The 26,335-nt window shown below is 62.6% G+C and carries 23 protein-coding genes; 11 read left to right on the top strand and 12 right to left on the bottom strand.

The window, feature by feature from the left end; translation table 11 throughout:
- Window positions 1-56 precede the first annotated feature (56 nt).
- Window positions 57-803, top strand: a complete 747-nt coding sequence (locus ASF84_RS12260; protein WP_109511866.1) for a flagellar brake protein — start codon at window positions 57-59, stop codon at window positions 801-803.
- Between the two features lie 45 nt (window positions 804-848).
- On the opposite strand, the gene ASF84_RS12255 is transcribed toward ASF84_RS12260, so the two are convergent.
- The 5 genes from ASF84_RS12255 to ASF84_RS12235 form a co-directional block, all read right to left on the bottom strand.
- Window positions 849-2,273 (bottom strand): MFS transporter, encoded by a 1,425-nt coding sequence (locus ASF84_RS12255; protein WP_056838631.1) that lies wholly within the window; start codon window positions 2,271-2,273, stop codon window positions 849-851.
- Between the two features lie 78 nt (window positions 2,274-2,351).
- Window positions 2,352-3,593 carry a glutamine synthetase family protein gene (locus ASF84_RS12250; RefSeq protein ID WP_162241260.1) on the bottom strand — a complete coding sequence of 414 codons (1,242 nt, stop codon included), beginning with the start codon at window positions 3,591-3,593 and terminating at the stop codon, window positions 2,352-2,354.
- Between the two features lie 219 nt (window positions 3,594-3,812).
- Window positions 3,813-4,505: a sensor histidine kinase gene (locus ASF84_RS12245; RefSeq protein WP_056838627.1), complete on the bottom strand. Its 693-nt coding sequence runs from the start codon at window positions 4,503-4,505 to the stop codon at window positions 3,813-3,815.
- Entirely contained in the window at window positions 4,498-6,102 is a 1,605-nt protein-coding gene (locus ASF84_RS12240; protein WP_056838625.1) for a tetratricopeptide repeat-containing response regulator, read from the bottom strand. The genes ASF84_RS12245 and ASF84_RS12240 overlap by 8 nt, the downstream gene beginning before the upstream one ends.
- A 274-nt stretch (window positions 6,103-6,376) precedes the next feature.
- On the bottom strand, window positions 6,377-7,057 hold the full coding sequence (locus tag ASF84_RS12235) for a TIGR04211 family SH3 domain-containing protein (RefSeq protein ID WP_056838623.1): 681 nt from the start codon (window positions 7,055-7,057) through the stop codon (window positions 6,377-6,379).
- Window positions 7,058-7,392: 335 nt separating this feature from the next.
- Here ASF84_RS12235 and ppnN point away from each other — a divergent pair, with 335 nt between their 5' ends.
- Complete coding sequence (gene ppnN, locus ASF84_RS12230) at window positions 7,393-8,766, top strand: nucleotide 5'-monophosphate nucleosidase PpnN (RefSeq protein WP_056838621.1); 1,374 nt, start codon at window positions 7,393-7,395, stop codon at window positions 8,764-8,766.
- 292 nt (window positions 8,767-9,058) lie between these two features.
- Here the strand turns inward: ppnN and ASF84_RS12225 are convergent, their stop codons facing one another.
- Window positions 9,059-9,931: a helix-turn-helix domain-containing protein gene (locus tag ASF84_RS12225; protein WP_056838619.1), complete on the bottom strand. Its 873-nt coding sequence runs from the start codon at window positions 9,929-9,931 to the stop codon at window positions 9,059-9,061.
- Window positions 9,932-10,098: 167 nt separating this feature from the next.
- On the opposite strand from ASF84_RS12225, the gene pobA reads away from it, so the two are divergent.
- A complete protein-coding gene (pobA, locus tag ASF84_RS12220; RefSeq protein WP_056838617.1) occupies window positions 10,099-11,283 on the top strand; it encodes a 4-hydroxybenzoate 3-monooxygenase in 1,185 nt (394 codons plus the stop codon).
- 138 nt (window positions 11,284-11,421) lie between these two features.
- Here pobA and ASF84_RS12215 read toward each other — a convergent pair whose 3' ends face one another.
- The 3 genes from ASF84_RS12215 to hpaA form a co-directional block, all read right to left on the bottom strand.
- The gene (locus ASF84_RS12215) at window positions 11,422-12,771 is read right to left on the bottom strand and encodes an MFS transporter (protein WP_056838615.1); all 1,350 of its coding nucleotides are present in this window, start codon (window positions 12,769-12,771) and stop codon (window positions 11,422-11,424) included.
- Window positions 12,772-12,946: 175 nt separating this feature from the next.
- On the bottom strand, window positions 12,947-13,369 hold the full coding sequence (gene hpaR / locus ASF84_RS12210; protein ID WP_056838613.1) for a homoprotocatechuate degradation operon regulator HpaR: 423 nt from the start codon (window positions 13,367-13,369) through the stop codon (window positions 12,947-12,949).
- A 275-nt stretch (window positions 13,370-13,644) separates the two neighbouring features.
- Entirely contained in the window at window positions 13,645-14,547 is a 903-nt protein-coding gene (hpaA, locus tag ASF84_RS12205; RefSeq protein ID WP_056838611.1) for a 4-hydroxyphenylacetate catabolism regulatory protein HpaA, read from the bottom strand.
- Between the two features lie 187 nt (window positions 14,548-14,734).
- On the opposite strand from hpaA, the gene ASF84_RS12200 reads away from it, so the two are divergent.
- From ASF84_RS12200 to hpaI, 8 genes are all read left to right on the top strand, one after another.
- Complete coding sequence (locus ASF84_RS12200) at window positions 14,735-15,406, top strand: fumarylacetoacetate hydrolase family protein (protein WP_056838610.1); 672 nt, start codon at window positions 14,735-14,737, stop codon at window positions 15,404-15,406.
- Window positions 15,403-16,182 (top strand): fumarylacetoacetate hydrolase family protein, encoded by a 780-nt coding sequence (locus ASF84_RS12195; protein ID WP_056838608.1) that lies wholly within the window; start codon window positions 15,403-15,405, stop codon window positions 16,180-16,182. Before ASF84_RS12200 ends, ASF84_RS12195 begins: the two co-directional genes overlap by 4 nt.
- Window positions 16,183-16,187: 5 nt before the next feature.
- Window positions 16,188-17,648, top strand: a complete 1,461-nt coding sequence (gene hpaE / locus ASF84_RS12190; protein WP_056838606.1) for a 5-carboxymethyl-2-hydroxymuconate semialdehyde dehydrogenase — start codon at window positions 16,188-16,190, stop codon at window positions 17,646-17,648.
- A 241-nt stretch (window positions 17,649-17,889) separates the two neighbouring features.
- Complete coding sequence (hpaD, locus tag ASF84_RS12185) at window positions 17,890-18,813, top strand: 3,4-dihydroxyphenylacetate 2,3-dioxygenase (protein WP_056838604.1); 924 nt, start codon at window positions 17,890-17,892, stop codon at window positions 18,811-18,813.
- A 57-nt stretch (window positions 18,814-18,870) separates the two neighbouring features.
- A complete protein-coding gene (locus tag ASF84_RS12180) occupies window positions 18,871-19,281 on the top strand; it encodes a 5-carboxymethyl-2-hydroxymuconate Delta-isomerase (RefSeq protein WP_056838603.1) in 411 nt (136 codons plus the stop codon).
- A 47-nt stretch (window positions 19,282-19,328) separates the two neighbouring features.
- Complete coding sequence (locus ASF84_RS12175) at window positions 19,329-20,639, top strand: MFS transporter (RefSeq protein ID WP_056838601.1); 1,311 nt, start codon at window positions 19,329-19,331, stop codon at window positions 20,637-20,639.
- 12 nt (window positions 20,640-20,651) lie between these two features.
- Window positions 20,652-21,455 carry a 2-oxo-hept-4-ene-1,7-dioate hydratase gene (gene hpaH, locus ASF84_RS12170; protein ID WP_056838599.1) on the top strand — a complete coding sequence of 268 codons (804 nt, stop codon included), beginning with the start codon at window positions 20,652-20,654 and terminating at the stop codon, window positions 21,453-21,455.
- A 148-nt stretch (window positions 21,456-21,603) separates the two neighbouring features.
- Window positions 21,604-22,404, top strand: a complete 801-nt coding sequence (gene hpaI / locus ASF84_RS12165) for a 4-hydroxy-2-oxoheptanedioate aldolase (RefSeq protein WP_056838597.1) — start codon at window positions 21,604-21,606, stop codon at window positions 22,402-22,404.
- A gap of 476 nt (window positions 22,405-22,880) precedes the next feature.
- On the opposite strand, the gene ASF84_RS12160 is transcribed toward hpaI, so the two are convergent.
- The 3 genes from ASF84_RS12160 to ASF84_RS12150 form a co-directional block, all read right to left on the bottom strand.
- The gene (locus ASF84_RS12160; protein ID WP_056838595.1) at window positions 22,881-24,419 is read right to left on the bottom strand and encodes a DHA2 family efflux MFS transporter permease subunit; all 1,539 of its coding nucleotides are present in this window, start codon (window positions 24,417-24,419) and stop codon (window positions 22,881-22,883) included.
- Between the two features lie 75 nt (window positions 24,420-24,494).
- A complete protein-coding gene (locus tag ASF84_RS12155) occupies window positions 24,495-25,700 on the bottom strand; it encodes an HlyD family secretion protein (RefSeq protein WP_056839078.1) in 1,206 nt (401 codons plus the stop codon).
- A gap of 93 nt (window positions 25,701-25,793) precedes the next feature.
- Entirely contained in the window at window positions 25,794-26,291 is a 498-nt protein-coding gene (locus tag ASF84_RS12150) for a MarR family winged helix-turn-helix transcriptional regulator (RefSeq protein ID WP_056838592.1), read from the bottom strand.
- Window positions 26,292-26,335 lie beyond the last annotated feature (44 nt).

Below are 26,335 nucleotides of genomic sequence, written 5' to 3'. Positions count from 1 at the left end.
ATGGCAGAATGCCCGTCATTGCGTTGCCGTAGTATTTTGCCTGGAGAAACTTAAAAGTGAATGGCTTAGCCGCGGATGATGCTCCGCAACCCCCGAAGGTTCTCAATACGCCTTTGGAAATTGCCGCCAACCTGCGGTTACTCATGGAAAACCACGATCCCCTGATCATTACTTTCCATGAGCGCTCCCAACGCTTCCAGAGTTATCTGGTCAAAGTTGACCGCGACACCAACCTCATCGAGCTGGATGAGATGATCCCGCGCGACGGTGAACGCTTCCTGAGCAACGGCGAGACCTTCCGCGTCGAAGGCTTTCATGATGGTGTGCGCATCGCCTGGGAATGCAGTGCGCCGATGAACATCGTCGACACCCCCGGCCAGCGCCTGTACAGCGGCCCGATGCCTTCGGAAGTCATCTATCACCAGCGCCGCAACGCGTTCCGTGCCGCCCTCAAGCTGTCACAGCTGGTCGACATCGACCTTGACGGCGACAAGCTCAAGTTCCCGATCAAGGGCAAACTGCTGGACATCTCGGCCACCGGCTGCAAGCTGCGCTTCGAAGGCGACATCTCCGAGCGCGTACAACTGGGCCAGGTGTATGACCGTTTCGTCGCCAGGCTGCCTTTCGGCGCCATGACCTCCGCCGTTGAACTGCGCTACCTGCACTTCGAAGAGCGCTTCAACACCACCTTTGCCGGCGTGCGCTTCCACAATGTCAGTGGCCTGGTGCAGCGCCAGGTCGAACGTTTCGTCTATCAGTTGCAGCGTGAAGCACGCCGCTTCGACAAAGACGACGACTTCTGATGGCAAAGGCCGCGCTGCCTGATACAGCGCGGCCCTGATCGTGACCTACGGGCATCCACCGTAGGGTTTGTCCAGCTCCTCTTCCTTTTTCCGATCCTGATCCTGATCCTGATCCTGATCCTGTGTGGACGGGGCTGCAGGCTCGCCCGTCGATTCTGCTGGCGACGCTGTCTGCAAGTCCGACTCTGACTCCGGTATTGGCTCCACCGTAGTGTGCATCTGGTCATGCACCACCTGCTCGTCGACCCGCGGGTCAAGCGCGACCACCAGCGGCGAGCTCGCCATGCTGTCGGGCATGGCCACGTGTTGCAGCGGTGCGTTCTCGACCTCATGCAGACGCGTAACCGCCTTGGGCCGAATCATCACCACCAGTATCCCGGCCGTGACGCAGATAAAGGCGTACAGCATGTTGCCGCCAAACGCCTGCATCAGCACCCCGGCCAGCAGCGGTCCGACGCTGGCCCCGATGCCGTAGGTCATCAGCAGCATGGCCGTCAGCGATACCCGGTTTTCAGCCTCGACATGGTCATTGGCGAAGGCCACTGCCAGCGGGTAGAGGCTGAACTGCATCAGGGAGGCGATAAAGCCGATGATGAACAGCGCCTCTGCCGGCACCCCGGTGAGCACGATCAGCGGCAGGCTGGCCACGCACAACAGGCCTGCGAACACCCGAATCAGTTGCGAGCGGTCATAACGGTCCGACAACAGCCCCAGCGGCCATTGCACGACAAAACCGGCCATGATGCAGCAGCCCATGAACAGACCCACCTGCTCGGTGGACAGGCCATGGCTGGCGGCATACACCGGCGCCAGGCCATAGAAGGCGCCCAGCCCCAGCCCTGCGCCTAGCACCGTGGTCAACGATTGCGGCACCCGCTTCATGAAGAACAGTGGCTCCAGCGGCGCCGGGTGCAGCGGTGCCGGGTGAATGCTGCGGGTCATGGCCACCGGCACCAGGCACAGTGCAAAGCACATGGCGACCAGCATCAGCAGTTCCGGCCCCAGTTGCGGGTGCACGACCAGGATCAACTGGCCGAGCACCAGGCCCAGGTAGGACGCAATCATATAACCGCTGAAGACCATGCCACGCTGGCTGACATTGGCCTGCTCGTTGAGCCAGCTTTCGATGACCATGTACTGGCACATCATCCCCAGGCCCACAATCATCCGCAGCCCCAGCCAGGCCGGCAGCCAGTCGGTCATGCCATGCCCGAGCACCGCCGCACCGACAATCCCGGCGCAGGTGGCATAGGCGCGGATATGCCCGACCCGGCCAATCAGCCGGTGACCGATCTTGCCGCCCAGCACCAGGCCGAAATAGTTGGCGGCCATCAATGCACCGACCCACAGGCTGTCGACCTGATCAGCCGCCAGGCGCAAGGCCAGGTAGGTGCTCAGCAGGCCGGAACCGATCAGCATCATCAGTGAAGCAAAGTAGAGCGCTCGAAAAGACTTCCAGATTTGGCGCATGGTATTCCCGACTAGAAAGAGTCGCCCGGATGGGCGTGGTCGAACATTCAGGGTCCTGCCAGCCGGCAGGATTCACAATCAGATCTGGCTGCCCAGCACCCGTCGCTCCCAGGGTGTGATCTCGTCCAGAAAGCTGGTCAGCTCCAGGGTCTTGCTGGCGATGAAGCCTTCGATGAACGGCTGGCCGAACAGTTCCCGCGCCCGTGCACTGCGTCCAAGACGCCTGAGGGCCGATTGCAGGGTGTCGGGCAAGGCCAGGCTGTCGGGCACCTCGATTTCGCCTTGCAAGGCCGGTGTCGGCTCAAGCGCATGTTCGATGCCATAGAGGCCGGCAGCCAGGCTGGCGGCAATGGCCAGGTACGGGTTGGCATCGGCCCCCGGCAGGCGATTCTCGACCCGCCGCGCCTGGGGCACGCTGGCCGGGATGCGCAGGCCGGCGGCGCGGTTGTCGTGCGACCAGCAGGCATTGTTGGGCGAAGCATAGGGGTGGAACAGTCGCTGATAGGCATTCACATTCGGCGCGAACAGGGCGGTAAAGTCCGCCAGGCACGCCTGCTGCCCACCAATGAAGTGCCGGAAGGCCGCCGTTGGCTGATCGTCGGTATCGTTGAATACATTACGTCCCGAGCGGGCGTCCACCACACTCTGGTGAATATGCATCGAACTGCCGGCTGCGTGCGCCAGCGGCTTGGCCATGCACACCACGGTCAAGCCATGCTTGAGCGCCACTTCCTTGAGCAGGTGCTTGAACAGAAAGGTCTGGTCGGCCAGCAACAGCGCGTCACCATGCAGCAGGTTGATCTCGAACTGGCTGACGCCCATCTCGTGCATCACGGTGTCCAGCGGCAGCCCCAGGGCAGCCATGCAGGCCCGTACCTCGGCAAAAAAGGGTCGCAGACCGTTATTGGAACTGACACTGAAGGCCGAAAAACCCTGCTCGCGGCGCCCGTCCAGCCCCGCAGGCGGCAGGAATGGCTGGCCGGGATCGGGGTTATGGGCAAACACATAGAATTCAAGCTCGGTCGCCACGACCGGCGCCAGGCCGCGCTCGGCATAGCGCGCCAATACGGCCTTGAGCTGCGCCCGGGTCGAGAGATTGCAAGGCTGGCCGTCGATCTCGTCGGCGGCGCAGATGGCCAGTGCCCGCGGCGTGTCGCTCCAGGGCAGGCGATGCACCTGCTGCGGGTCAGCCACCAGCGCCAGATCGCCGTCATCGCTGCCGTAGAAACGCGCCGCCGGATACCCACCCATGACGCATTGCAACAGGACGCCTCGTGCCATTTGCAGACGCCGCCCGGCCAGAAAGCCCTCGGCGGTCATCACTTTGCCTCGCGGCACGCCATTGAGATCCGGCGTAACGCATTCCACTTCATCCACCCCGTCCAGTAACCCGGTCATGTCAGGGTGCTCATTGCAGGCCATCTTTCGATCCTTCGTTCACGCAAACCGCCCGGCGGCAAGGTGTACACCATAGGCAGCGGGCCTCAAGGATTTCAAGCACTGCAATGAAATTGCGCAAGGTCAGTGACTGCACCGGCCTCACGGCAGGAAAATACTGAACCGCCCGCCTCCCAGCGCCCCGCCATTGGCGATTTCGATGCGTCCCTGTACACCGTTGCGCTGGTGCAGCCGGGCGATATGGGAAGCGAAGTACAGGCCAAGGCCGGTGCTGCCGCTCATGGCATTGATGCCCTGGACATAATCGGTCTGCTTTTCGATCATGTGCACCGGGTAACCGGGGCCGTCGTCGTTAATGGTGATGCACAACTGGCCATCCTGCTCGCCGATCTCGACGGCGATTTTCTCGCGGGCGAAACGGATGGCATTGACCAGGATGTTGCTGACCACCGAGCCGATCAGTTCGCGGTCGAAGAAGCCCAGCGGGATGAGCTCGTCGAGCTCGAAGCTGGCGCCAATACTCCGGCTTTCGAGCACGTCCTGGTGGTGGGCCAGTTGCGCCTCGATAAAGTCATCAAGCTCATGGTAGTCAGGCCGCAAGGGCAACTGGTTGACGCCCAGCTTGTACAGACCCAGCAGTTGCACCAGCATGCCGTTGAGGTTGGCGAACTCGTATTCGATCACGCCATGCCCGGGTGAGCGACGCTGCTCGACCGGCAACTGTGCCTGCCACTCGCTGTGGGCCCGGGTCAGGGTCGCCAGCGAATTCTTCATGTCGTGCACGGTGGAGGCGATCACCATGGAAAAGTCCAGGCCTTGCTCTTTATCATTCATCGCCGAACGCCCTGTCTTTGAGTTTCTGATAACGATCGAAACGCGGATCAGTGTCGGGCATCTTGCCCACCATACTCAGGCAGGCCCGGCATTCCTGGTTCGCTTCAGGCCCCAGGTTCTGTCCGGGGTGCAAAAGTGACTGCGCCAGGTTCAAGGCAATACTGATGTTCTTGGGTTGCAACGCCAGGGCCTTGCGAAACAGGGCCTGGGCCTCGCCCAACTGGCCGGCCTTGTAACAGCGTACACCCTGGATATTGAGGTCGATGGCCGCCTTGTTGGCCCCCAGGATTTCGGGGTCATCGGTCAGGCGCGCCAGGCTTTTCATCACCTGGGGGTCGTCGCCGTAGATTTCTGCCGTGCTCTTGAGCACGCTGGCGCTGGCCTCGGCCTGCCCCAGCTGCCCCAACTGGGTGGCCACCGTCAGGGCCGCCGGCGCACTGAGGAACTGGCTCATCTTGTCCAGGCGCCCGACTGCCTGCTCGGTCAGCTTGACTGCCGTCTCAGGGTCCGACTGCTGCAGGCTGGTGGCTTTCATCAGCCGTGCACGCACTTGCAGGCCTTCGTCGTCGGAGTTGTCCTTGGCGACCTCACCCAGCGCCTGGTTGATCTCTACCCGGGTACGGGCATCCAGGCCCATGTCGCCGCTGCGGCTGATCAGCGCCTGGGCCAGGCCCAGGTTGGTTTCCGGGTCCTTGAAACGGGAATGGCGCCCCTGGCTGACCGCCTGGCGATAGGCTTTCGAAGCACCGTCGAAGTCGTTGTTGTCCAGCGCCAGCTTGCCCAGCAGCGTCTGCCGGCGAACCGCCAGCGGCGACAGGCGCACGGCCGCTTCCAGTACGTTCTGCGCGCGCTTGACCTCCCCGCGCGCAACCAGCACGTCAGCCAGGCCATCGAACAGCGCCGGGAACATCGAGAACGCCTTGGTGGCCTGCTCGTAGACCGCCAGCGCCTCGCTGGTCTTGCCACGCTTGAGCAACAGGCTGCCGAGCATGCCAAACGCCCAGGGCGTGGGCCGGTCAGCGATGATCGAGGTCAGCAGCTTGTGCAATGGCTCGAACTGGTTCAGGTCGCGCAGGGCCGTGGCTTTGTAGCGCAGGCACAAAGGGGCCAGGCGTGGGTCTTTCTGGGTCAGTTGGGTGCAGGCGGTGAGCACCTCGATCGGCTTTTGACGGTCCAGGGCCTGGAAGATGGGTTTGAGCAGAGTCTTGCGCTGCACCAGCTTTTCCAGGCGCTGCGACAGGCCGGCACGGTTGAACGGCTTGGTCAGGTAGCCGTCCGGCTCCCATTCCAGCGCACTCATGACCATGGCCTGGCTGTTTTCAGCCGTCACCATGATGAACACGCTTTCGTGACTGAGCAGCCGCTCGGTCATCAGGTCTTCAAGCACCTGCTGGCCATTCTTGCGGCCATCGCCCAGGTTGAAGTCGTGCAAAACGAAGTCGTAACGTTTTTGCGAGCACTGGCGCAAGGCCTGCTCGCCGGTGTCGGCGGTATCCACTTCCTTGACGCCCAGCTCACGCAGCATGGACCTGACCGAACTGCGAAAGTCGGAAAAGTCGTCAACGATCAGAAAGCTTTTTTGGTTGTACGCCAGCATCCAGAATCCTGTTTTTCAAAGTGCAAAGCCGTGCTCGACTGCCTGGGCTCAGACGTTCGGTCGGTTGCTAGGGCGCAGATGATAGCTAACGGCAACGTGCCATCAAACAGTTTTCCACACATCCTGTCGCACCTGCAGGCTTGCATGTTCCTGAAGGTTTTCGACCAAAGGTGGGGAAACTATAGAACCAGATCTTGCTGCGCGAGACATTGCGTCCGCGCAGCGGCTGAAAAAGAGACCTGGGTCACCCTGTCAAAGGGTGAAAAGGGAGGTGTTATGACCAACCATCGTTGCGTTTGCGGCGTCGGGTCAGCGAGGGCAGGATCAGGCCGACCAGCAAACCGGCGCCGGCAATGCTGCCGCCGTAGACCATATAGCCCATCAGGGCCTGCTGGTTTTCATTGCCCAGGCGTGCCTGGGCGTCGCGCAGTTGCGATTGCGCTTGGGTCAGTTGTTCGTTGAGTTCCTTGTTGCGCGTCTCCAGTTCGTCGATCAGTGCCTTGCGCGTATCCAGGGTTTCCTGCATGCCCTGCACGCGAACCTTCCAGGTGTCGTCGATCTTGGCCAACTGATCGGTCAGTTGCGCCACCTGGCCGGTCAGTTGCGGCAAGCGCTCGGACTGGCCCGGCTCGGCCTGCAGGTCACTGCTGAGAATCCAGACGGTGCTGCCGCCTTCGCCGCGAATCCGGCTGTAGTCGCCCTGGGTTTCCAGCAATTCGACTTTCTGGCCGGACTTGAGCGTGCCGACGATCCGGTGGCCGTCGGTCGGGCCACTGCGTACATAGGTATTGAGGCTGTCGCTGATCCAGCGGTCGTTGCCGGCCGCTTGCAGCGCCTGGGGTGCCAGCAGGCCAAACAGGCCGATCAACAGCCCGCGCTTGAGGGTGCGGCGCGTGGTCGCGAGAGAGAACAGGCCGGAAGCTGGAGCCCGCAGTGCGAAAAAATGACGAGGCATGGCAATAACTGTCTTGGCTGGATAAAACAAAGGCCGCGATGAACGGGCCGGCGCACGATGGGCATCAAGTGGCGGGCCGTGACCTGCAACACCACCAGGGTCTGCAGAACAGGCGCACATCCATCAGCCTACAGACCTTGCAAAACGGCTCAGGTTCATTCTTGGCCTGGCAACGCTTACCCGATAGTCTCCAGGCATGGTTTGGTTTGCTTTCCTGTCCGGCTGCCAGCAAGAATACCGGTCAGGCGTGAACATCCTTGATGCTCACCATCCGGATGCCTGCCCCACCGGGCCTTGAGCCCAGGCCGCACGGCGTCGATCCAATGGAAAATAGAATGATCCCAAGAAACGTGATTAATGCCTCGGTCAGCCCCAAAGGCAGCCTTGAAACACTGTCCCAGCGTGAAGTGCAGCAACTGAGCGCCGCCGGTTCCGGCAGCGTCTATACCCTGTTTCGCCAGTGCGCCCTGGCCATTCTCAATACCGGCGCCCATGTCGACAACGCCAAGACCATCCTGGAAGCCTACGAGAGCTTCGAAGTGCGTATCCACCAGCAGGACCGTGGCGTACGCCTGGAACTGCTCAACGCCCCGGCCGACGCCTTCGTCGATGGCGAAATGATCGCCAGCACCCGGGAAATGCTGTTCAGCGCCCTGCGTGACATCGTCTACACCGAAAGCGAACTGGACAGCCAGCGCATCGACCTGAGCAGCTCGCAAGGCATCACCGACTACGTGTTCCACCTGCTGCGCAATGCGCGCACCCTGCGCCCGGGCGTGGAACCGAAGCTGGTGGTGTGCTGGGGCGGTCACTCGATCAACACCGAAGAATACAAGTACACCAAGAAGGTCGGCCACGAACTGGGCCTGCGCAGCCTGGACATCTGCACCGGCTGCGGTCCTGGCGTGATGAAAGGCCCGATGAAGGGCGCCACCATTGCCCATGCCAAACAACGCATCCACGGTGGCCGCTACCTGGGCCTGACCGAGCCGGGCATCATCGCCGCCGAGGCGCCGAACCCGATCGTCAACGAACTGGTGATCCTGCCGGACATCGAAAAGCGCCTCGAAGCCTTCGTTCGCGTTGGCCACGGCATCATCATCTTCCCGGGCGGCGCCGGCACGGCTGAAGAATTCCTGTACCTGCTGGGCATCCTCATGCACCCGGCCAACCATGACCTGCCCTTCCCGGTCATCCTCACCGGCCCGAAAAGCACCGAACCCTACCTGCGCCAGCTGGATGCCTTCGTGCAGGCGACCCTGGGCGAGGACGCCCGTCGTCACTACCAGATCATCATCGACAACCCGTCGGAGGTGGCACGCCAGATGGCCCAGGGCCTCAAGGCGGTCAAGCAGTTCCGCCGCGAGCGCAACGACGCCTTTCACTTCAACTGGCTGCTCAAGATCGACGAAAGCTTCCAGCACCCGTTCGATCCGACCCACGAGAACATGGCCCAGCTCAAGCTCAGCCATGCCCTGCCGCCCCACGAACTGGCCGCCAACCTGCGCCGCGCGTTCTCCGGCATCGTGGCCGGCAACGTCAAGGACAAGGGCATCCGCCTGATCGAAGAACACGGCCCGTACCAGATCCACGGCGACCCGGCGATCATGCAGCCGCTGGACAAACTGCTGCAGGCGTTTGTCGAGCAACACCGCATGAAACTGCCCGGCGGTGCCGAATACGTACCCTGCTATCAGGTCGTAAGCTGACACAGGCCCAAGGCGAAGCGCTGTCGCGCAGCAAACAGGGGACCCGGTAGGAGCGCGCTTGCCCGCGACCGAGTGCGAAGCGCTCGCAGAAATCTGTGAAACGCTGCAATTTTACGACTGCTACGCAGCCGGTCGCGGGTAAACGCGCTCCTACCGGGCCAGTGTTTGCTGCGCGAAAGCGTGCCGCCTTGGCGCGGTGCCAGTGACACAGGATCATCGCCTACAGATGTGAATTTAATATCCAATAAAATCAGTGGCTTATTTTTTAAGGGAAAGGCATTTCAGCACCGTGTCAACGCGGGTGGCGAAACTGCCGGGGTGACAGGCCGGTGGCGCGCTTGAAAAAGCGCGTGAAATACGCCGGCTCCGAGAAGCCCAGGCTGTCGGAGACCTGATTGATGGTCATGGCGGTGTACACCAGGTTGCGTTTGGCCTCCAGTAGCAGGCGCTGGTTGATCACCTGCAACGCCGACTGATCGCACAATCGACGACACAACGCGTTCAGGTGGGCAGCGCTCAGGCCCAGGCGCCGGGCATGTTCGTCTATGGGCCAGTGCAGGCGAAAGCTCGACTCAAGCTGGTGCATGAACGCCTGCAGATGCTCGCGACCGCGGTCTGGCGTGCCCGTCTCGTGCCCCGCTGCCTGCGCCTGATGACGCCGGCTCAGCCAGACCATGAGCATCGTGATCAACGCGTGCAGCATCAGGTCGCGGCCGCTGCGCGGCTGGCGGTATTCGTCGGCGATGGCATTGAATAGCTGATCCAGTTGCGCCGGGTCATCATCGGGCACGTGACACTGCGCCACGCCCAGGCTCAAGCCGTCGAGCACCGCTTCGAGCTGCTCCACCAACGGGCTGGCCAGACTGAGGATGTGGCCCTGGATATTCTCGGCAAAACGGAAGGTGTGCACGCTCAGGGCCGGCACCACCTGCAGCACCGGGCCCTGCACCTCGCGCACCTCGTCCTCGACCTTGAGCAGGGCCTGACCCGATTGCACGTACAGCAACTGCACCAGGTCGCCGTGCCGATGCGGCTTGATTTCCCAGTCATGCAGGCTGCTGCGCTCGGGGATCGTCTCGCAGTGAATCAGGTCCGGCGTGGGCCAGGCGGCCGTTTCGCCGTACAGCTTGAACACCGGTACCGGATTGACGACACGCTTGGACATGGTCACTCCCCTTACCTTGCCAATGGGCAAGGCAATCCTTGAAAAGTCCAGATAATGGCCTCGATAGTGCCTTCTTATGCACTGTGCATCCATTAAAAATGCAGGAGACAAAAACAACGACATCCCGCAAGCCCCAGGTTGCCGGGATCACAGACAGGACAACAACCATGAAAACCCAAGTCGCAATCATCGGCTCAGGCCCGTCCGGGCTGCTGTTGGGTCAGTTGCTGCAGCGTGCCGGCATCGACACCATCATCATCGAACGCAAAGACCCCGACTACATTCTGTCGCGCATCCGCGCCGGCGTGCTCGAACAAGGCATGGTCGACTTGCTGCGTGAAGCCGGCGTCAGTGCGCGCATGGACGAACAGGGCCTGGTGCACGACGGCTTCGAGCTGGCCTTCGACGGGCGTTGCGAGCGCATCGACCTCAAGGGCCTGACCGACGGCAAGACCGTGATGGTCTACGGCCAGACCGAAGTCACCCGCGACCTGATGGAAGCCCGCCAGGCGGCCGGTGCCCTGACCCTGTATAACGCCGAGGACGTGCAGTTGCACGAACTCAAGGGCAAGCGTCCGTACGTGACCTTTCGGCAAGGCAACGAAACCGTGCGCATCGACTGCGACCACATTGCCGGTTGCGACGGTTTTCATGGCGTGTCGCGCCAGTCGATCCCCAGCGACAGCCTCAAGGTTTTCGAGCGCGTCTACCCGTTCGGCTGGCTGGGCGTGCTGGCCGATACCCCGCCGGTCAACGAAGAACTGGTCTACGCCAACCACCCGCGTGGCTTTGCCCTGTGCAGCATGCGCTCGGCCACCCGCACCCGTTACTACGTGCAGGTGGGCGCCGAAGAGCAGGTCGAGAACTGGTCGGACGAACGCTTCTGGACCGAACTCAAGACCCGCCTGCCCACGCACCTGGCCGAGCGCCTGGTCACCGGGCCTTCGATCGAAAAAAGCATCGCCCCGCTGCGCAGCTTCGTGGTCGAGCCGATGCAGTACGGCCACCTGTTCCTGCTCGGCGACGCCGCGCACATCGTGCCGCCTACCGGTGCCAAGGGCTTGAACCTGGCCGCCAGCGACGTCAGCACCCTGTACCACATCCTGCTCAAGGTCTATCGCGAAGGCCGTACCGACCTGTTGGAGCGCTACTCGGCCATTTGCCTGCGCAGGGTCTGGAAGGCCGAACGCTTCTCGTGGTGGATGACCTCGCTGCTGCACAAGTTTCCCGACACTGACGCCTTCAGCCAGCGCATCCAGCAGACCGAACTGGACTACTACATCGGCTCGCAGGCCGGGCGCCAGACCATTGCCGAAAACTATGTGGGACTGCCGTACGAGGCGGTTGAGTAGCGGCGCAAGATCGCAGGAGATCACCAGCCGCCTTGGCGTGCCGCAAACACCCGTGTAGGAGCGACCAACGGTCGCGAATAGGCCTTCGCGAGTAAAGGTCGCAAATAGGCCTTCGCGACCGTTGGTCGCTCCTACTGTTTATACGTTGGGGTCGCTAAGCGCTGTTTCGGCGGCGGCGCGTTGCGCAGTCGACTGACGGCTCAGGCGCAGGGCGATCAGGCTGCCGACGATGGTCAGTGCCGCCAGCGAGTACAGCGCCACGGTGGTCGAGCCGGTCTGATCCTTGATCCAGCCCACCAGATACGGGCTGAGAAAGCCCGCCATCTGGCCGATGGAGTTGATCAGGGCCAGGCCGCCGGCGGCAACGCTGGCGCTCAGCAGCGCGGTCGGCAGTGGCCAGAACATGGGCAGGCTGGTCAGCGCACCCATGGTGGCGATGCACAGTCCGGCGATGGCAATGACCGGCACAGCCGCGAAGTTGGCCGCGATGATCAGCCCGGCGGCGCCCATCAGCATCGGTATCACCAGGTGCCAGCGGCGCTCGTTGCGCAGGTCCGCCGAACGCCCCACCAACAGCATGAACACCCCGGCCAGCAGGTACGGAATGGCACTGATCCAGCCAATCACCAGCGCATCGTTGAAGCCCAGGTTCTTGATGATCGAGGGCAGCCAGAAGTTGATCGCGTACACGCCACTCTGAATACAGAAATAAATGAAACCCAAGACCCAGATGACCGGCATGGTCAGTACGCTGGCGACCGATGAAGCGGCCTGTACGGGGCGATTGAGTTCATCGTTGGCCACGTCAAGCCTGACCCGCTGGCGTTGCTCGGGCGTCAGCCAGGCAGCGTCTTCGACCTTGTCGCACAGCAGCTTGAAGGCCAGCACGCCCAGCGCCACGGTCGGCAGACCCTGGATCAGGAACATCCACTGCCAGCCCTGCAGGCCGCCCTGCCCCAAGGCAAAGTGGTTGAGGATCCAGCCGGAGAACGGTCCGCCCAGCAGCCCGGAGACCGGGATGGCGCACATGAACAAGGCCATGATCCGGCCACGGCGCTGGTTCGGGTACCAGCGCGAGAGGTACAGCACGATGCCGGGGAAGAAGCCGGCTTCGGCCATGCCGGTCAGAAAGCGCAGGGCATAGAACTCCACAGGCGTCGTGACGAACAGCAGGCAGGTGGAAAAAGTGCCCCAGGTGATCATCATCAGGCCGATCCAGCGCCGCGGCCCGAAGCGGTTGAGCGCCAGGTTGCTGGGCAGGCCGCACAAGACATAGCCGATGAAAAAGATCCCGGCACCCAGGCCGTACACTGTTTCGCTGAAATTCAGGGCCTCGAGCATCTGCAACTTGGCAAAGCCGACGTTGACCCGGTCCAGGTAATTGAACAGGTAGCAAATGAAGATAAAGGGGATCAGACGCAGGGTGATCAGGCGATAGACCTGATTGCCTTGCACGTCTTGAGCCTCGCGAGTCGGCGAGTGGGACATGGGAGATTCCTCAAAGCTTGTTGTTTTTATGAAGCTTGCGGGGCAGCCAGCCGATCATAAAAGGGCATCAATCAAAACGCTTTGGAGGTTTGCACCACAGCGGCGAGGTTTTGCTGTGTGTTTGCACAATGACAAGCCACCTGCGCGCTTGAGCCTTGCACGGGTGGCTGTCGGGTCAGGGCTCGATGCGCTTGAGGTCACGCAGCAGTTCGAGCAGTTGCTGCATCTTTTCTTCGCCGAACTGCGCCTGGATGCGCTGGTAGTTGCGCTCCATGTCTTCGCTCATCGACACGAAGCACTGCTGGCCCTGCTCGGTCAGGCCGACCAGCATGCGCCGCTGGTCGTGGGCCGGCTTCCAGCGCCGCACGATGCCATCGCGCTCAAGGCGTGCCAGCACGCCGGTCATGCTCGGCTTGAGGATGCAGGCCTGGTCGGCCAGTTGATGGCTTTCCATCTCGCCCTGCTGGCGCAGGATGCGAATGACCCGCCATTGTTGTTCGGTCAGGCCATGCTCGTTGAGCGATGGACGAAAAAAGGCCATCGCGGCCTCACGGGCCTGCAGCAGGGTAAGGGTCAGGGAAGGTCTGGGGGTCGGCATGAGCGTTCGCGGTTCGGATAGTCAAACAATGGGCTGGGACTATAGCCGACACGTAATTAACAAGTAAACGAACAGTTCAGTGTTTGCATGGCCCGCGAAAAGTGCAATCGGTTCTGTCGAAAAGCCATTTCCGGCATCGCTGCCGATGCCCATCATGGCCATGAGCGAACCTGATGCCTGGAACAGACGGCCAAGCCTCGGGCAACGGCAACATTCTCATTACTTCGGCCGCGCTTGCGCGGCTTTTTTTTATCCGGCCATTCATCATGCCCGCTTTACCGCAAGCCGGGTTGTCGCTGGCGATACTCCCCCGGCGTCACGCCCGCATAACGATGGAAGAAGCGACTGAAATACGCCGGGTCCTTGAAGCCCAGGCGGTAGCAGATCTCGTTGGCCGACAGCCCGGTGAACAGCAGCAGGCGCCGGGCCTCCTGCATCAGGCGCTCCAGGATCAGGCGCTTGGACGGCAGGTCGGCGATGCGCCGGCAGACATCATTGAGCCGCGCTTCGGTCACGCCAATGCCGCTGGCATAACGCGACAGTGCCCAGTGCTGCAGGTAATGGGCCTCGATCAGCTCATTGAAACGGTGAAAGATCTGCAAGTCCTCATGCCGCGCCGGGCGTGCCTGCAACGAGCGTGCACAGAGCCTGAGCAGGCTGGTCATGATCAACTGGGTCAAGCTGTCCAGCGCCATGCCGCGTCCGGCGCGCTGGCCGTTGATTTCCTCGCGCAGTTCTTCGAACAGAAACCCCAGGCGACGGATCTCGCCGGCAAATTCCGGCCCCAGGCGCGACAACGCGACACAGGCCGCCGGCAATTGCGGACCAGGCGCCAGCGTCGGGTCGGCCTCGATCAGTGCCCAGACCAGTTGCTGGCGCACGGTCAGCACGTGGCCATCGCTGTCCGGCTCGGTGACGAACGAGTGGGGAATGGTCGGCGGCGTGAGAAAGAACATCGGCCCGGACTCGACGTACTGCTGGTCGTCCAGGTACACCCGCACGGTGCCGCTGTTGACGTAATGCACCTGGAAAAAACGGTCGTGGCGGTGCACGGGCATATTGCGCCCGAAAAACCCGGCCAGGTTGCCGAGCTTGTCGTAGTGCACCTCGGCATCGCTGTAGCGCTGGTCATAGACCTGGCCAATGTTGATGTTAGGGATCGGCTGTCGATCATTCATCGGAGCGTTCTCTTTTTGTTGTCGGCCTGCGGGCGAAACGAGGCTCATGCTCCGCCTTTTTTGTGGCGCCGAACAGTGGAGCGATGGTTCGCACTTGACGATCGTTAACATCTTAACTTATAAAGTTAACACATTAACAAAATCATCGACCCGGCAGCCGCTGCCCGGTCACCGCCAGGAGAAAAGCATGAGCCGTGCCCTGCACGACGTTGCCAACGGCACCCTGTTCGGCGTAGCGCTGAACTACCAGGGGTTGCTGGGCCAACGCCTCGCCGAATTCGAGCAAGCGCCCTACCAGAAGCCGCCGGTCAAGCCGGTGCTGTTCATCAAGACCCCTAACACCCGCAACAGCCATGAGGGTGCGGTGGTCTACCCGGCGGGTGTCGAGCGCTTGCAACCGGGCCCTGCACTGGGCGTGGTGATCGGCAAGCGCGCCAGCCGGGTCAGTGAGGCCGATGCCCTGGCGCATGTGGCCGGCTACGTGATCGTCAATGAATTCAGCCTGCCCGAAGACAGCTACTACCGCCCGGCGGTCAAGGCCAAGTGCCGCGACGGCTTCTGTGCCCTGGGCCCGGAACTGGTGCCGGTCGGCCAGATTGCCGATGCCGGCCAGTTGACCCTCAAGTTGTTCGTCAATGATGAACTGCGCCAGGAAAACACCACGGCCAACTGGGTGCGCAACGTGGCGCAACTGATCGCCGAAATCAGCGAGTTCATGACCCTGCACGAAGGCGATGTGCTGATCACCGGCACCCCTGAAGGCCGCGTCGATGTACAGCCCGGCGACCGTGTCAGCGTCGAGATCACCGGTTGCGGCCGCTTGAGCAACACCATCATTGCCGAGGAGCTGCGCCCATGAAACACGCCCGTATCCGTTTCGAGGGTCAGGTGCAGGCCGTTACGGTCGAAGACGGCAACAGCGTGCGCCTGGCCGACGGTCGTCTGATCGCCGAAGACCAGGTGCAGTGGCTGCCCCCGGCCACCGGCAGCATGTTCGCCCTGGGGCTCAACTACGCCGACCATGCCGCCGAGCTGGCCTTCGCCCCGCCCACCGAGCCCTTGGCCTTCGTCAAGTCGCCGGGCACCTACACCGGCCACAACCAGGTCACCTGGCGCCCGGACAACGTCAAGTACATGCACTACGAGTGCGAACTGGTGGCCGTGATCGGCAAGCCGGCGCGCAACGTCAAGCGCGAAGACGCGCTGGAGTACCTGGCCGGCTACACGGTGTGCAACGACTACGCGATCCGTGACTACCTGGAAAACTATTACCGCCCCAACCTGCGGGTGAAGAACCGCGACGCCACGACCCCGGTCGGCCCGTTCATCGTCGATGTCGCCGATGTGCCGGATGTATCCGACCTCAAGTTGCGCACCTGGATCAACGGTGAGTTGAAACAGGAAGGCAGCACCAAGGACATGATTTTCGACATCCCTTACCTGATCGAATACCTGTCCGGTTTCATGACCCTGCAACCAGGCGACATGATCGCCACCGGCACGCCTGAAGGCCTGGCCGATGTGGTGCCGGGCGATGAAGTGATCGTGGAAGTCGAAGGCGTGGGCCGTCTGGTCAACCGTATTGTCAGCGAAGCCGAGTTCTTCGCCTTGCCAACCCAACAACAAGAGGCGTGAACCCCATGATCAAGCACTGGATCAACGGCCGTGAGGTCGAAAGCAAAGACGTGTTCGTCAACTACAACCCGGCCACCGGCGAGGCCATCGGCGAGGTCGCCAGCGGCGGTGCCGAAGAAGTTGCCCAGGCCGTGGCAGCGGCCAAGGAAGCGTTCCCGAAATGGGCCAATACCCCGGCCAAGGAACGCGCCCGCCTGATGCGCAAGCTCGGCGAGCTGATCGACCAGAACGTGCCGAAGCTGGCCGAGCTGGAGACGATGGACACCGGCCTGCCGATCCACCAGACCAAGAACGTGCTGATTCCGCGCGCCTCGCACAACTTTGACTTCTTCGCCGAAGTCTGCACGCGCATGGACGGCCACAGCTACCCGGTCGATGACCAGATGCTCAACTACACCCTGTACCAGCCAGTGGGTGTGTGTGGCCTGGTGTCGCCGTGGAACGTGCCGTTCATGACTGCCACCTGGAAGACCGCGCCGTGCCTGGCGCTGGGTAACACGGCGGTGCTGAAGATGTCCGAGCTGTCGCCGCTGACCGCCAACGAGCTGGGCCGCCTGGCCGTCGAAGCCGGCATTCCCAACGGCGTGCTCAACGTGATCCAGGGCTACGGCGCCACCGCCGGCGACGCGCTGGTTCGCCACCCGGACGTACGGGCGATTTCGTTCACCGGCGGCACCGCGACCGGCAAGAAAATCATGCAGACCGCGGGCCTCAAGAAGTACTCGATGGAACTGGGCGGCAAGTCGCCGGTACTGATTTTCGAAGATGCCGATCTGGAGCGTGCGCTGGACGCGGCCCTGTTCACCATCTTCTCGCTCAACGGTGAACGCTGCACCGCCGGCAGCCGGATTTTCATCCAGGAAAGCGTGTACCCGCAATTTGTCGCCGAATTCGCCGCCCGCGCCAAGCGCCTGATTGTCGGTGATCCGAGCGACCCGAAGACCCAGGTCGGCTCGATGATCACCCAGGCCCACTACGACAAGGTCACCGGCTACATCAGGATCGGCCTGGAAGAAGGCGCCACCTTGCTGGCTGGCGGCCTGGAACGTCCGGCGAACCTGCCGGCGCACCTGGCACGCGGGCAGTTCATCCAGCCCACCGTGTTCGCCGACGTGAACAACAAGATGCGCATTGCCCAGGAAGAAATCTTTGGCCCGGTGGTCTGCCTGATCCCGTTCAAGGACGAAGCCGAAGCCCTGCAACTGGCCAACGACACCGAATACGGCCTGGCCTCCTACATCTGGACCCAGGACATCGGCAAGGCCCACCGCCTGGCCTATGGCATCGAAGCGGGCATGGTGTTCATCAACAGCCAGAACGTACGCGACCTGCGCCAGCCGTTCGGCGGCGTGAAAGGCTCGGGCACCGGCCGCGAAGGCGGTCAGTACAGCTTCGAGGTGTTTGCCGAAATCAAGAACGTGTGTATATCCATGGGCAGCCACCACATCCCGCGCTGGGGGATCTGAACGGCCGCCTGACCTGCCGCTCCTGACACGTAGGAGCGCGCTTGCCCGCGACCGAGTGCGTCAGCGCTCGCAAAATTTCGGAAACGCTGAACGTTTACGGCTGTAGATCTGCGAAATGCTGAAAATTTACGGCTGTAGATCTGCGAAACGCTACGAATTTACGACTGCTGACGCAGCCGGTCGCGGGCAAGCGCGCTCCTACACAGGGGGCGGCGTCAATAAGAACAATCTGGAGATCACCATGGGCAAACTCGCTCTCGCTGCCAAGATCACCCACGTGCCGTCGATGTACCTGTCGGAACTGCCCGGCCCTCGCCAGGGCTTTCGCCAGGCGGCCATTGACGGTCATTACGAGATCAGCCGGCGTTGCCGCGAACTGGGCGTGGACACCATCGTGGTGTTCGACACCCACTGGCTGGTCAACGCCAACTACCACGTGCTGTGTGGCCCGCACTACAAAGGCGTGTACACCAGCAACGAACTGCCGCACTTCATCAGCAACATGGAATACGAGTTCCCTGGCAACAAGGAACTGGGCCTGCTGCTGGCCGAGGAATGCAACCGCTTCAATGTCGAGACCATGGCCCACCACGCCACGACATTGGGGCCTGAATACGGCACCCTGGTGCCGATGCGCTACATGAACCAGGACCAGCACTTCAAGGTGATCTCGGTCTCGGCGCTGTGCACTTCACACTACCTCAACGACAGCGCCCGCCTGGGCTGGGCAATGCGCAAGGCCGTTGAAGATCATTACGACGGCACCGTGGCGTTCCTGGCCAGCGGCTCGCTGACCCACCGCTTTGCCCAGAACGGCCAGGCGCCCGATTTCTCGACCAAGGTCTGGAGCCCGTTTCTGGAAACCCTCGACCACCGTGTGGTGAAGATGTGGGAGAACGCCGAGTGGCCCGAATTCTGCGGCATGCTGCCCGAGTACGCCTCCAAGGGGCATGGCGAAGGCTTCATGCACGACACCGCCATGCTGCTCGGCGCGCTGGGCTGGTCGAACTACGACGGCAACGTCGAGGTGCTGACGCCTTACTTCGGCTCCTCGGGCACCGGGCAGATCAACGCCCTGTTCCCGGTCACCCCGCAAGATGGCTCGGCCATTCCGGCGGCACAGGCCGCCAACCCGGCTGCGGTGGTGTCCACGAGCCGGTTGTAATACACAGGACCTCGCGCACGATGCGCGTCCCAAGCCACCCATCACGGAGAACACCCCATGCCGCATCTGGTATTGCTCTACACCCAGGACCTGGAACGCGACGCTGATATCAGCGGCCTGTGCCGCGCCCTGGCCGACACCATGCTCGAACAGCGCGATGAAAGCGGCAAGGCAGTGTTCCCCACCGGCGGTACCCGGGTGCTGGCCTACCCCGCCGCCCACAGTGCGGTGGCCGATGGCAAGGGCGACTATGGGTTCATTTACGCCAACCTGCGCATGGCCGCAGGCCGCAGTGCCACGGTGCACAAGACCACCGGCGACAGCCTGCTGGCCGTGCTGCACCAGCACCTGGACCCGATCGTGCAACAACGCCCCATAGGCATCACCTTGCAGATCGACGAAAGCGTCGGCCAGGTCTACGACGGCAAGCACAGCAGCCTGCACCCGTTGTTCAACAAGGCCCTCTGAACCTGCGTTTTCCCTGTGCCGTTTCACTCAATAAAAAGTACAAGACCATGAGCACTGTTCAATCCGCCCACACTGTCGGCACGCCTCACGCCGTCAGCGATTCGACCCACCGCACCGTGACCTGGCGGCTGATGCCGCTGTTGCTGGTGTGCTACCTGTTCGCGCACCTGGACCGCATCAACATCGGCTTTGCCAAGATGCAGATGAGTGCCGACCTGCAGTTCAGCGACACCGTATACGGCCTGGGCGCCGGTTTGTTCTTCGTCGCCTACGCGCTATTCGGTGTGCCGAGCAACCTGGCCCTGGACCGCGTCGGCCCACGGCGCTGGATCGCGATGCTGATGGTGGTATGGGGTGTGATGTCCACGGGCATGTTGCTGGTCGAGACCGCCAGCGGCTTCTACACCCTGCGCTTTCTGCTCGGGGTGGCCGAAGCCGGGTTCTTCCCCGGCATCCTGGTGTACCTCAATCGCTGGTACCCGGCCAGCCGCCGGGCACAGATCACCGCGCTGTTCGCCATTGCCGTGCCCATGGCCGGGGTGATCGGCGGGCCGTTGTCCGGGATGATCCTGGAAAACCTCAACGATGCCGGCGGCCTGCGCGGCTGGCAGTGGATGTTCTTGCTCGAGGGCTCACCGGTGGTGCTGCTCGGCCTGCTGGTCTGGCGTGTCTTGCCCGAGCGCTTTGATCAGGTGAGCTGGCTGAGCCGCGAGCAGAAGCAGCGCCTGGGCGACGAACTGAAGGCAGAAGAACAACGCAAGACCATCACCTCGTTCGCCGGCATTGTGCGTGACGGGCATGTCTGGCTGCTGGTGGCGATCTACTTTGCGGTGATGCTGGCGGTCAACACCCTGGCCTTCTGGATGCCGACCCTGATCCACGGCGCCGGTATCGCCCGTGACAGCCTGGTCGGCTGGCTCAGCGCGTTGCCGTACCTGGCCGGCGTGTTCTTCATGCTCGCCTGCGGGCGTTCTTCAGACCGCCATCGCGAACGCCGCTGGCACCTGTGTGTGCCGCTGTTGATGTGCGCCGTCGGCATTGCCACCGCCGGCATCGCCCCTGGCAGCACGCTGCCAGTACTGGCCGGGCTGATCGTGGCCGGCATGGGCGCCAGCGCGGCATTGCCGATGTTCTGGCAACTGCCGCCGGCGTTCCTGTCGAGCCGCACGCAAGCGGCCGGTATCGGCCTGATCAGTTCGTTCGGCAGCATCGCCGCGTTTCTCGCGCCCTACCTGATTGGCTGGATGCGCGACACCACCCACAGCGCCAGCCTGGCCCTTTATGTGCTGGCACTGCTGATCGCCCTGGGCAGCCTGCTGGTGTTGCGCACCCCGGCCGCCATCGTCAACCCGCAATAAGGAACGTTTCCGATGCTTGATAAACACCTCATCCAGCAAGCCGCCGAGCGGCTTGACCAGGCCGAACGCTCCCGCGAACAGGTTGGCCAGTTCTCGCTGCAATACCCGGACATCACCATTGAGGACGCCTACGCCATCCAGCGCGCCTGGGTACAGCGCAAGATCCAGGACGGGCGCAAGCTGGTCGGCCACAAGATCGGCCTGACCTCGCGGGCCATGCAGGTCTCTTCCAATATCACCGAGCCTGACTACGGCGCGTTGCTCGACGACATGTTCTTCGACGAAGGCACCGACATTCCCTTCAATCGCTTTATCGTGCCGCGCGTGGAAGTGGAGCTGGCGTTCATCCTCGGCAAGCCGCTCAAGGGCCCGAACGTGACCGTGTTCGACGTGCTCGATGCCACCGAGTGGGTGATCCCGGCGCTGGAAATCATTGATGCGCGCATCCAGCAGGTCGACCCGCAGAGCAAAGTGACGCGCAAGGTGTTCGACACCATCTCGGACAACGCCGCCAATGCCGGCGTGGTCATGGGCGGACGGCCGGTGCGGCCCAATGACATCGACCTGCGCCGGGTGCCGGCGGTGCTGTACCGCAATGGCGTGATCGAAGAATCGGGCGTCTCGGCGGCGGTGCTCAACCACCCGGCCAAGGGCGTGGCGTGGCTGGCCAACAAGCTGGCGCCGTATGACGTGACCCTGGAAGCGGGCCAGATCATCCTGGGCGGTTCGTTCACCCGTCCGGTGGCAGCCAACCCCGGCGACACCTTCCACGTCGACTACGACCAGCTCGGCAGCATCGCTTGCCGGTTTGTCTGACCCCCCTCGATCGGTAGGAGCGCGCTTGCCCGCGACCGGCTGCGTAGCAGTCGTAAACTTTCAGCGTTTCGCAGATTTTTGCGAGCGCTGCGCACTCTGTCGCGGGCAGAGCGCGCTCCTACCGGGGTGCGCACCCAAGGAGCTGAACATGGATATGCCTATCAACACCTTCAAGCAACGCCTGCAAACCGGCCCGGCGCAGATCGGTCTGTGGCTGGGCCTGGCCGATCCGTATTGTGCGGAGCTGGCGGCCAATGCCGGTTTCGACTGGCTGCTGATCGACGGCGAACACGCCCCCAACGACCTGCGTGGCTTGCTGGGCCAGTTGCAGAGCGTGGCGCCCTACCCGAGCCAGGCCGTCATCCGCCCGGTGATCGGCGACACTGCCTTGATCAAGCAGATCCTCGACATTGGCGCGCAGACGCTGCTGGTGCCGATGGTCGAAAGTGCAGACCAGGCCCGTGAGCTGGTGCGGGCCATCCACTACCCGCCCAGCGGCATTCGTGGCGTGGGCAGTGCGCTGGCGCGGGCGTCGCGCTGGAACACCATCCCGGGCTATCTGGACAAGGCCGATGAGCAGATGTGCCTGTTGGTGCAGATCGAGAACCTGCAGGGGCTGGCCAATCTGGATGCGATTCTGGCGGTAGACGGCGTGGACGGTGTGTTCATCGGGCCTGCCGACCTGAGCGCAGCCATGGGGCACCGTGGCAACCCTGGCCACCCTGATGTGCAGGCGGCCATCGAGGACGCCATCGTACGGATCGGCAAGGCCGGCAAGGCGGCGGGCATTCTCAGCGCCGACCAGAACCTGGCGCGGCGCTATATCGAACTGGGGGCCCGGTTCGTGGCGGTTGGCGTTGATACCACGGTGCTGATGCGCGGCCTGCAGACCCTGGCCGGCGCCTTCAAGGACGCGCCGGCACCGACCAGTGGTGGCGGGGTTTATTAAGACGGGGTTGATGGTTTTTTTGAGGTCTGGGTTGCTCGGGCTTTCTGCAGGGGTCTTTCAGAAAGATTACGCCCCTTTCCGGGCCGGGTTCCTTTCGGCGCCACTCCATCGGGCCGCGCCCAGGTCGCGAACGGTGTTGTCTGTGAGATTTGCATAGAAGAGCAAGAGCAGGCAGAAGCAAAAGCGCTTGCTTTGCTTTTCATGCGCGATAGTACAGGCGACACAAATCGCGACTTGTGCAGGCCGAGTGGAGGCGTTGCGCAGGGGGAAAAGGGCTAGGGTCTGTTAGCCACTTGGGCCAGGGACGGCCCATAAGCGGCGCCCCCCCGAGCGACGCCGGAAGGAGGGGACCCCGAAGGGGCCGGAACCAGGAGCAATGGCTTTGGTTACTTTGGCCATAACCAAAGTGACCCGACCCGGAGAGGGTCGGAATCTATCTCACAGATCACCACAAAATCTCTAAACACCCATCCCCCTCAATGCCCTCCCCCCGCCGCCGGTCCGGCCTTGGCCGCGAACGGGGGCCTGGCCAGCCACACCAGCAGGATCAACCCCATGAACCCCCAGGCCAGCAAGTAGAAATAATCCACCGTCGACATCATGTAGGCCTGGCTGTTGAGGGTCTGTTCAAGCCGCGCGTACGCCTGCGGACCGGCGCCGCCCAGTGTGTCCAGGGTCTGGCGGGTCACCGGGTCATACGTGCTGATGTGCTCGCTCAGGTAAGCATGGTGCTGGTCGGCACGACGGATCCAGATCCAGGTGGTCAGCGACGCGGCAAAGCTGCCGCCCAGGGTTCGCAGGAAGGTCGCCAGTCCCGATCCATCGGCAATCTGGTGCGGCGGCAGGTCCGACAACAGAATGGTCAGGGTCGGCATGAAGAACAGCGCCACGCCAATGCCCATGAACATCTGCACCAGCGCGATATGGGTAAAGTCCACCTCGTTGGTGAACCCCGAACGCATGAAGCACGACAAGCCCATGGCCAGGAACGCCAGGCCCGCCAGCAGGCGCAGGTCGAAGCGGTGCGCGTACTTGCCCACGAACGGCGACATCAATACCGGCAGGATACCGATCGGCGCTACTGCCAGCCCCGCCCAGGTCGCGGTGTAGCCCATCTGTGTCTGCAACCATTGCGGCAGGATCAGGTTGATGCCGAAGAACCCCGAATAACCGCACACCAGAACGATGGTGCCAACGCGAAAATTGCGATAGGCAAATAACCGCAGGTTGACGATAGGATGACGGTCGGTCATTTCCCAGATCACGAACACCGCCAGCGCCACCACCGAAATCAACGTGCCGATGACAATGAAACCCGACTCGAACCAGTCCATGTCATTGCCCTTGTCGAGCACCACCTGCAAGGCACCCACGCCGATGATCAGGGTCAACAGGCCGATGTAGTCCATCGGCTGGCGACTGGTGTTGACCGGCCGCTTGGCCATCTGGGTCTTGACCACGAACGCCGCGAACAAGCCGATCGGGATATTGATGAAGAAGATCCACGGCCAGCTGTAGCTGTCGGTGATCCAGCCACCCAGTATGGGACCGGCAATCGGCGCCACCACCGTGACCATGGCCAGCAACGCCAGCGCCATCCCCCGTTTGGCCGGTGGATAGATGGCGATCAGCAGGGTCTGGCTCATGGGGTACAGGGGGCCGGCAACCACGCCTTGCAGCACCCGAAAGCCCACCAGCTCGGGCATCGACTGGGAAATGCCGCACAGGAACGAGGCCAGCACGAACAGCAGCGTGGCCCAGAGGAACAACTTGACCTCGCCAAAACGCCGGCTCAGCCAGCCGGTCAGGGGCAAGGCGATGGCGTTGCTGACGGCGAACGAGGTGATCACCCAGGTGCCCTGCTCGGAACTGACCCCCAGGTTGCCGGAAATGGTCGGCAGCGCCACGTTGGCGATGGTGGTGTCGAGTACTTGCATGAAGGTCGCCAGCGACAGGCCGATGGTGCACATCAGCAGGCTGGGCGGCGTGAATGAAGCGGGTGCGTTCTGACTCATCGCAAATCCCTGGATACCGGAAGAGACGCCCGGGCACGCGCACAGTGTCGGCGCCCTGGCAGAACAGCAGGTTGATCAGCGCTGTGCGGTGGCCTTGCTGCCGGCGGCGCTGTTTTCATGGATCAGGCGTGCGATCAGTGCGTCAGCCTCAGCCAGTTGCTCGTCATACACCGAGGTGCTGAAGCTCGCCTGCCTGGGCGGCTGCTGGGCCAGCACCGGGCCGCTCTGGTCATGCAGGTCGACCTCCACGGTGGTCGACAGGCCAATGCGCAACGGGTGATCGGCCAGTTCGTCGCGGTTGATATGAATACGCACCGGCACGCGCTGGACGATCTTGATCCAGTTGCCGGTGGCGTTCTGCGCCGGCAGCAAAGCAAAGGCACTGCCGGTGCCGGCGCCCAGGCTGTCGATGGTGCCGTGGTAGGTCACATCGCTGCCGTACAGGTCGGCGTGCACTTCGACCGGCTGGCCGATGCGCATCTTGCCCAGTTGGGTTTCCTTGAAATTGGCATCGATCCACAGCTGGTCCAGCGGAATCACGGCCATGGTCGCAACACCCGGCTGCACCCGCTGGCCCAGTTGCACATTGCGCTTGGCCACGTAGCCGGTCACCGGCGCCACCAATGTGGTGCGGGCATCGGCCAGCCAGGCCTGACGCAATTGCGCGGCGGCGGCCTTTACATCGGGGTGCGAGGAAACCTGTGTGTCGTCCACCAGCGCCACGCTGCTGGCCAGTTGCTGCTGGACATTGCTCAGGGCGCTTTGCGCGCTGACCAGGTCATCCTTGGCATGCGACAGCTCTTCTTGCGAGATCGCCCCGCTGGCGGCCAGGTTGCGCCGCCGGGTGTAATTGTCCTGGGCTTTTTGCACCGCCGCGCGCTGGGCCGCCAGTTGCGCTTTCATGCCGTCGACATTGCTGTACAGGCCGCGCACCTGGCGCACCACCTTGCCCAGGTTGGCCTCGGCACTTTGCAGGCCGACAGCGGCATCGCTGGGGTCGAACCTGAGCAGCACCTGACCTTCGCGCACCAGGTCGCCATCGTCGGCGCCGATGCTGATCACCGTGCCGGTGGTCAGCGGCGTGATTTCCACCACATTGCCGCTTACATAGGCATCGTCGGTGCTTTCGCCCCAACGGCCATACAGCTCATGCCAGGCCCAGAAACCCAGACCACCGGCAATCACCAGCAGCAACAGGCCAAGCAGGAGCACCTTGCGTTTGCCGGAGCCCTGTTCCCTGGCGGGGCTGGCGGATGAAGAATCAGGAGCATCAGTGGCCATGGCGATTACCTTGTAGTCTGCAAAACGGTTGGAATCCGGGAGCCCGGCATCGTCGGCAAAGCCGCTGCCAGGCACATGACGTGGCGATTCACCTCACGGCTTTTCATGGGCACCGGCGGACTTGAAACTCAGACGCGTCAGGGTGAGGTGATCATCGGCGGCCACCAGCACCTTGGTCAGGATGCGCTGCAGGGTTTCGATCTCTTCCTTGTCCAGCGCGGCGAACGTGTCGTTCATGGCATCGGCGCCAATGCTCGGCAGCAAGTCGGCGATGGCCTGGCCCTTTGCGGTCAGCACCACCTTGACCTGACGCCGGTCGGCAGCCGAACGGCTGCGCACCACCAGGCCCTTGTGTTCGAGGCGATCGAGCATGCGCGTCATCGAACCACTGTCCAGCGACAGGTGCCGGCACAGCTCGACCGGGGTGTCGGAGGAGAACTGGGCAATGACGATCAGCACCTTGAACTGGGCAAAGGTCAGGTCGTGGGGCTCCAGGTATTTGTCCAGCATGCGGTCCTTGAGCGCATTGGTACGCCCCACCAACAGGCCGATCAGGCTGGAGTCGAAGTTGTCCGCCGAAAAATGTTTCAAGAATTCACCCGAAAAGCTGCTTAGGCAGTTATTGCAAAATATTA

It is taken from the genome of Pseudomonas sp. Leaf127 (genome assembly GCF_001423155.1).
GTDB classification, from domain to species: domain Bacteria; phylum Pseudomonadota; class Gammaproteobacteria; order Pseudomonadales; family Pseudomonadaceae; genus Aquipseudomonas; species Aquipseudomonas ovata.
Note: the sequence above shows the minus strand (reverse complement) of the source record. Positions and strands in the feature narration are given on the sequence as shown.

Excerpts from the sequence above, each read along its gene's own strand:
- ASF84_RS12255 (WP_056838631.1), bottom strand. The coding sequence starts at position 2,273 with ATGCGCCAAATCTGGAAGTCTTTTCGAGCGCTCTACTTTGCTTCACTG.
- ASF84_RS12250 (WP_162241260.1), bottom strand. The coding sequence starts at position 3,593 with ATGACCGCCGAGGGCTTTCTGGCCGGGCGGCGTCTGCAAATGGCACGA.
- ASF84_RS12245 (WP_056838627.1), bottom strand. The coding sequence starts at position 4,505 with ATGAATGATAAAGAGCAAGGCCTGGACTTTTCCATGGTGATCGCCTCC.
- ASF84_RS12240 (WP_056838625.1), bottom strand. The coding sequence starts at position 6,102 with ATGCTGGCGTACAACCAAAAAAGCTTTCTGATCGTTGACGACTTTTCC.
- ASF84_RS12235 (WP_056838623.1), bottom strand. The coding sequence starts at position 7,057 with ATGCCTCGTCATTTTTTCGCACTGCGGGCTCCAGCTTCCGGCCTGTTC.
- ppnN (WP_056838621.1), top strand. The coding sequence starts at position 7,393 with ATGATCCCAAGAAACGTGATTAATGCCTCGGTCAGCCCCAAAGGCAGC.
- ASF84_RS12225 (WP_056838619.1), bottom strand. The coding sequence starts at position 9,931 with ATGTCCAAGCGTGTCGTCAATCCGGTACCGGTGTTCAAGCTGTACGGC.
- pobA (WP_056838617.1), top strand. The coding sequence starts at position 10,099 with ATGAAAACCCAAGTCGCAATCATCGGCTCAGGCCCGTCCGGGCTGCTG.
- ASF84_RS12215 (WP_056838615.1), bottom strand. The coding sequence starts at position 12,771 with ATGTCCCACTCGCCGACTCGCGAGGCTCAAGACGTGCAAGGCAATCAG.
- hpaR (WP_056838613.1), bottom strand. The coding sequence starts at position 13,369 with ATGCCGACCCCCAGACCTTCCCTGACCCTTACCCTGCTGCAGGCCCGT.
- hpaA (WP_056838611.1), bottom strand. The coding sequence starts at position 14,547 with ATGAATGATCGACAGCCGATCCCTAACATCAACATTGGCCAGGTCTAT.
- ASF84_RS12200 (WP_056838610.1), top strand. The coding sequence starts at position 14,735 with ATGAGCCGTGCCCTGCACGACGTTGCCAACGGCACCCTGTTCGGCGTA.
- ASF84_RS12195 (WP_056838608.1), top strand. The coding sequence starts at position 15,403 with ATGAAACACGCCCGTATCCGTTTCGAGGGTCAGGTGCAGGCCGTTACG.
- hpaE (WP_056838606.1), top strand. The coding sequence starts at position 16,188 with ATGATCAAGCACTGGATCAACGGCCGTGAGGTCGAAAGCAAAGACGTG.
- hpaD (WP_056838604.1), top strand. The coding sequence starts at position 17,890 with ATGGGCAAACTCGCTCTCGCTGCCAAGATCACCCACGTGCCGTCGATG.
- ASF84_RS12180 (WP_056838603.1), top strand. The coding sequence starts at position 18,871 with ATGCCGCATCTGGTATTGCTCTACACCCAGGACCTGGAACGCGACGCT.
- ASF84_RS12175 (WP_056838601.1), top strand. The coding sequence starts at position 19,329 with ATGAGCACTGTTCAATCCGCCCACACTGTCGGCACGCCTCACGCCGTC.
- hpaH (WP_056838599.1), top strand. The coding sequence starts at position 20,652 with ATGCTTGATAAACACCTCATCCAGCAAGCCGCCGAGCGGCTTGACCAG.
- hpaI (WP_056838597.1), top strand. The coding sequence starts at position 21,604 with ATGGATATGCCTATCAACACCTTCAAGCAACGCCTGCAAACCGGCCCG.
- ASF84_RS12160 (WP_056838595.1), bottom strand. The coding sequence starts at position 24,419 with ATGAGTCAGAACGCACCCGCTTCATTCACGCCGCCCAGCCTGCTGATG.
- ASF84_RS12155 (WP_056839078.1), bottom strand. The coding sequence starts at position 25,700 with ATGGCCACTGATGCTCCTGATTCTTCATCCGCCAGCCCCGCCAGGGAA.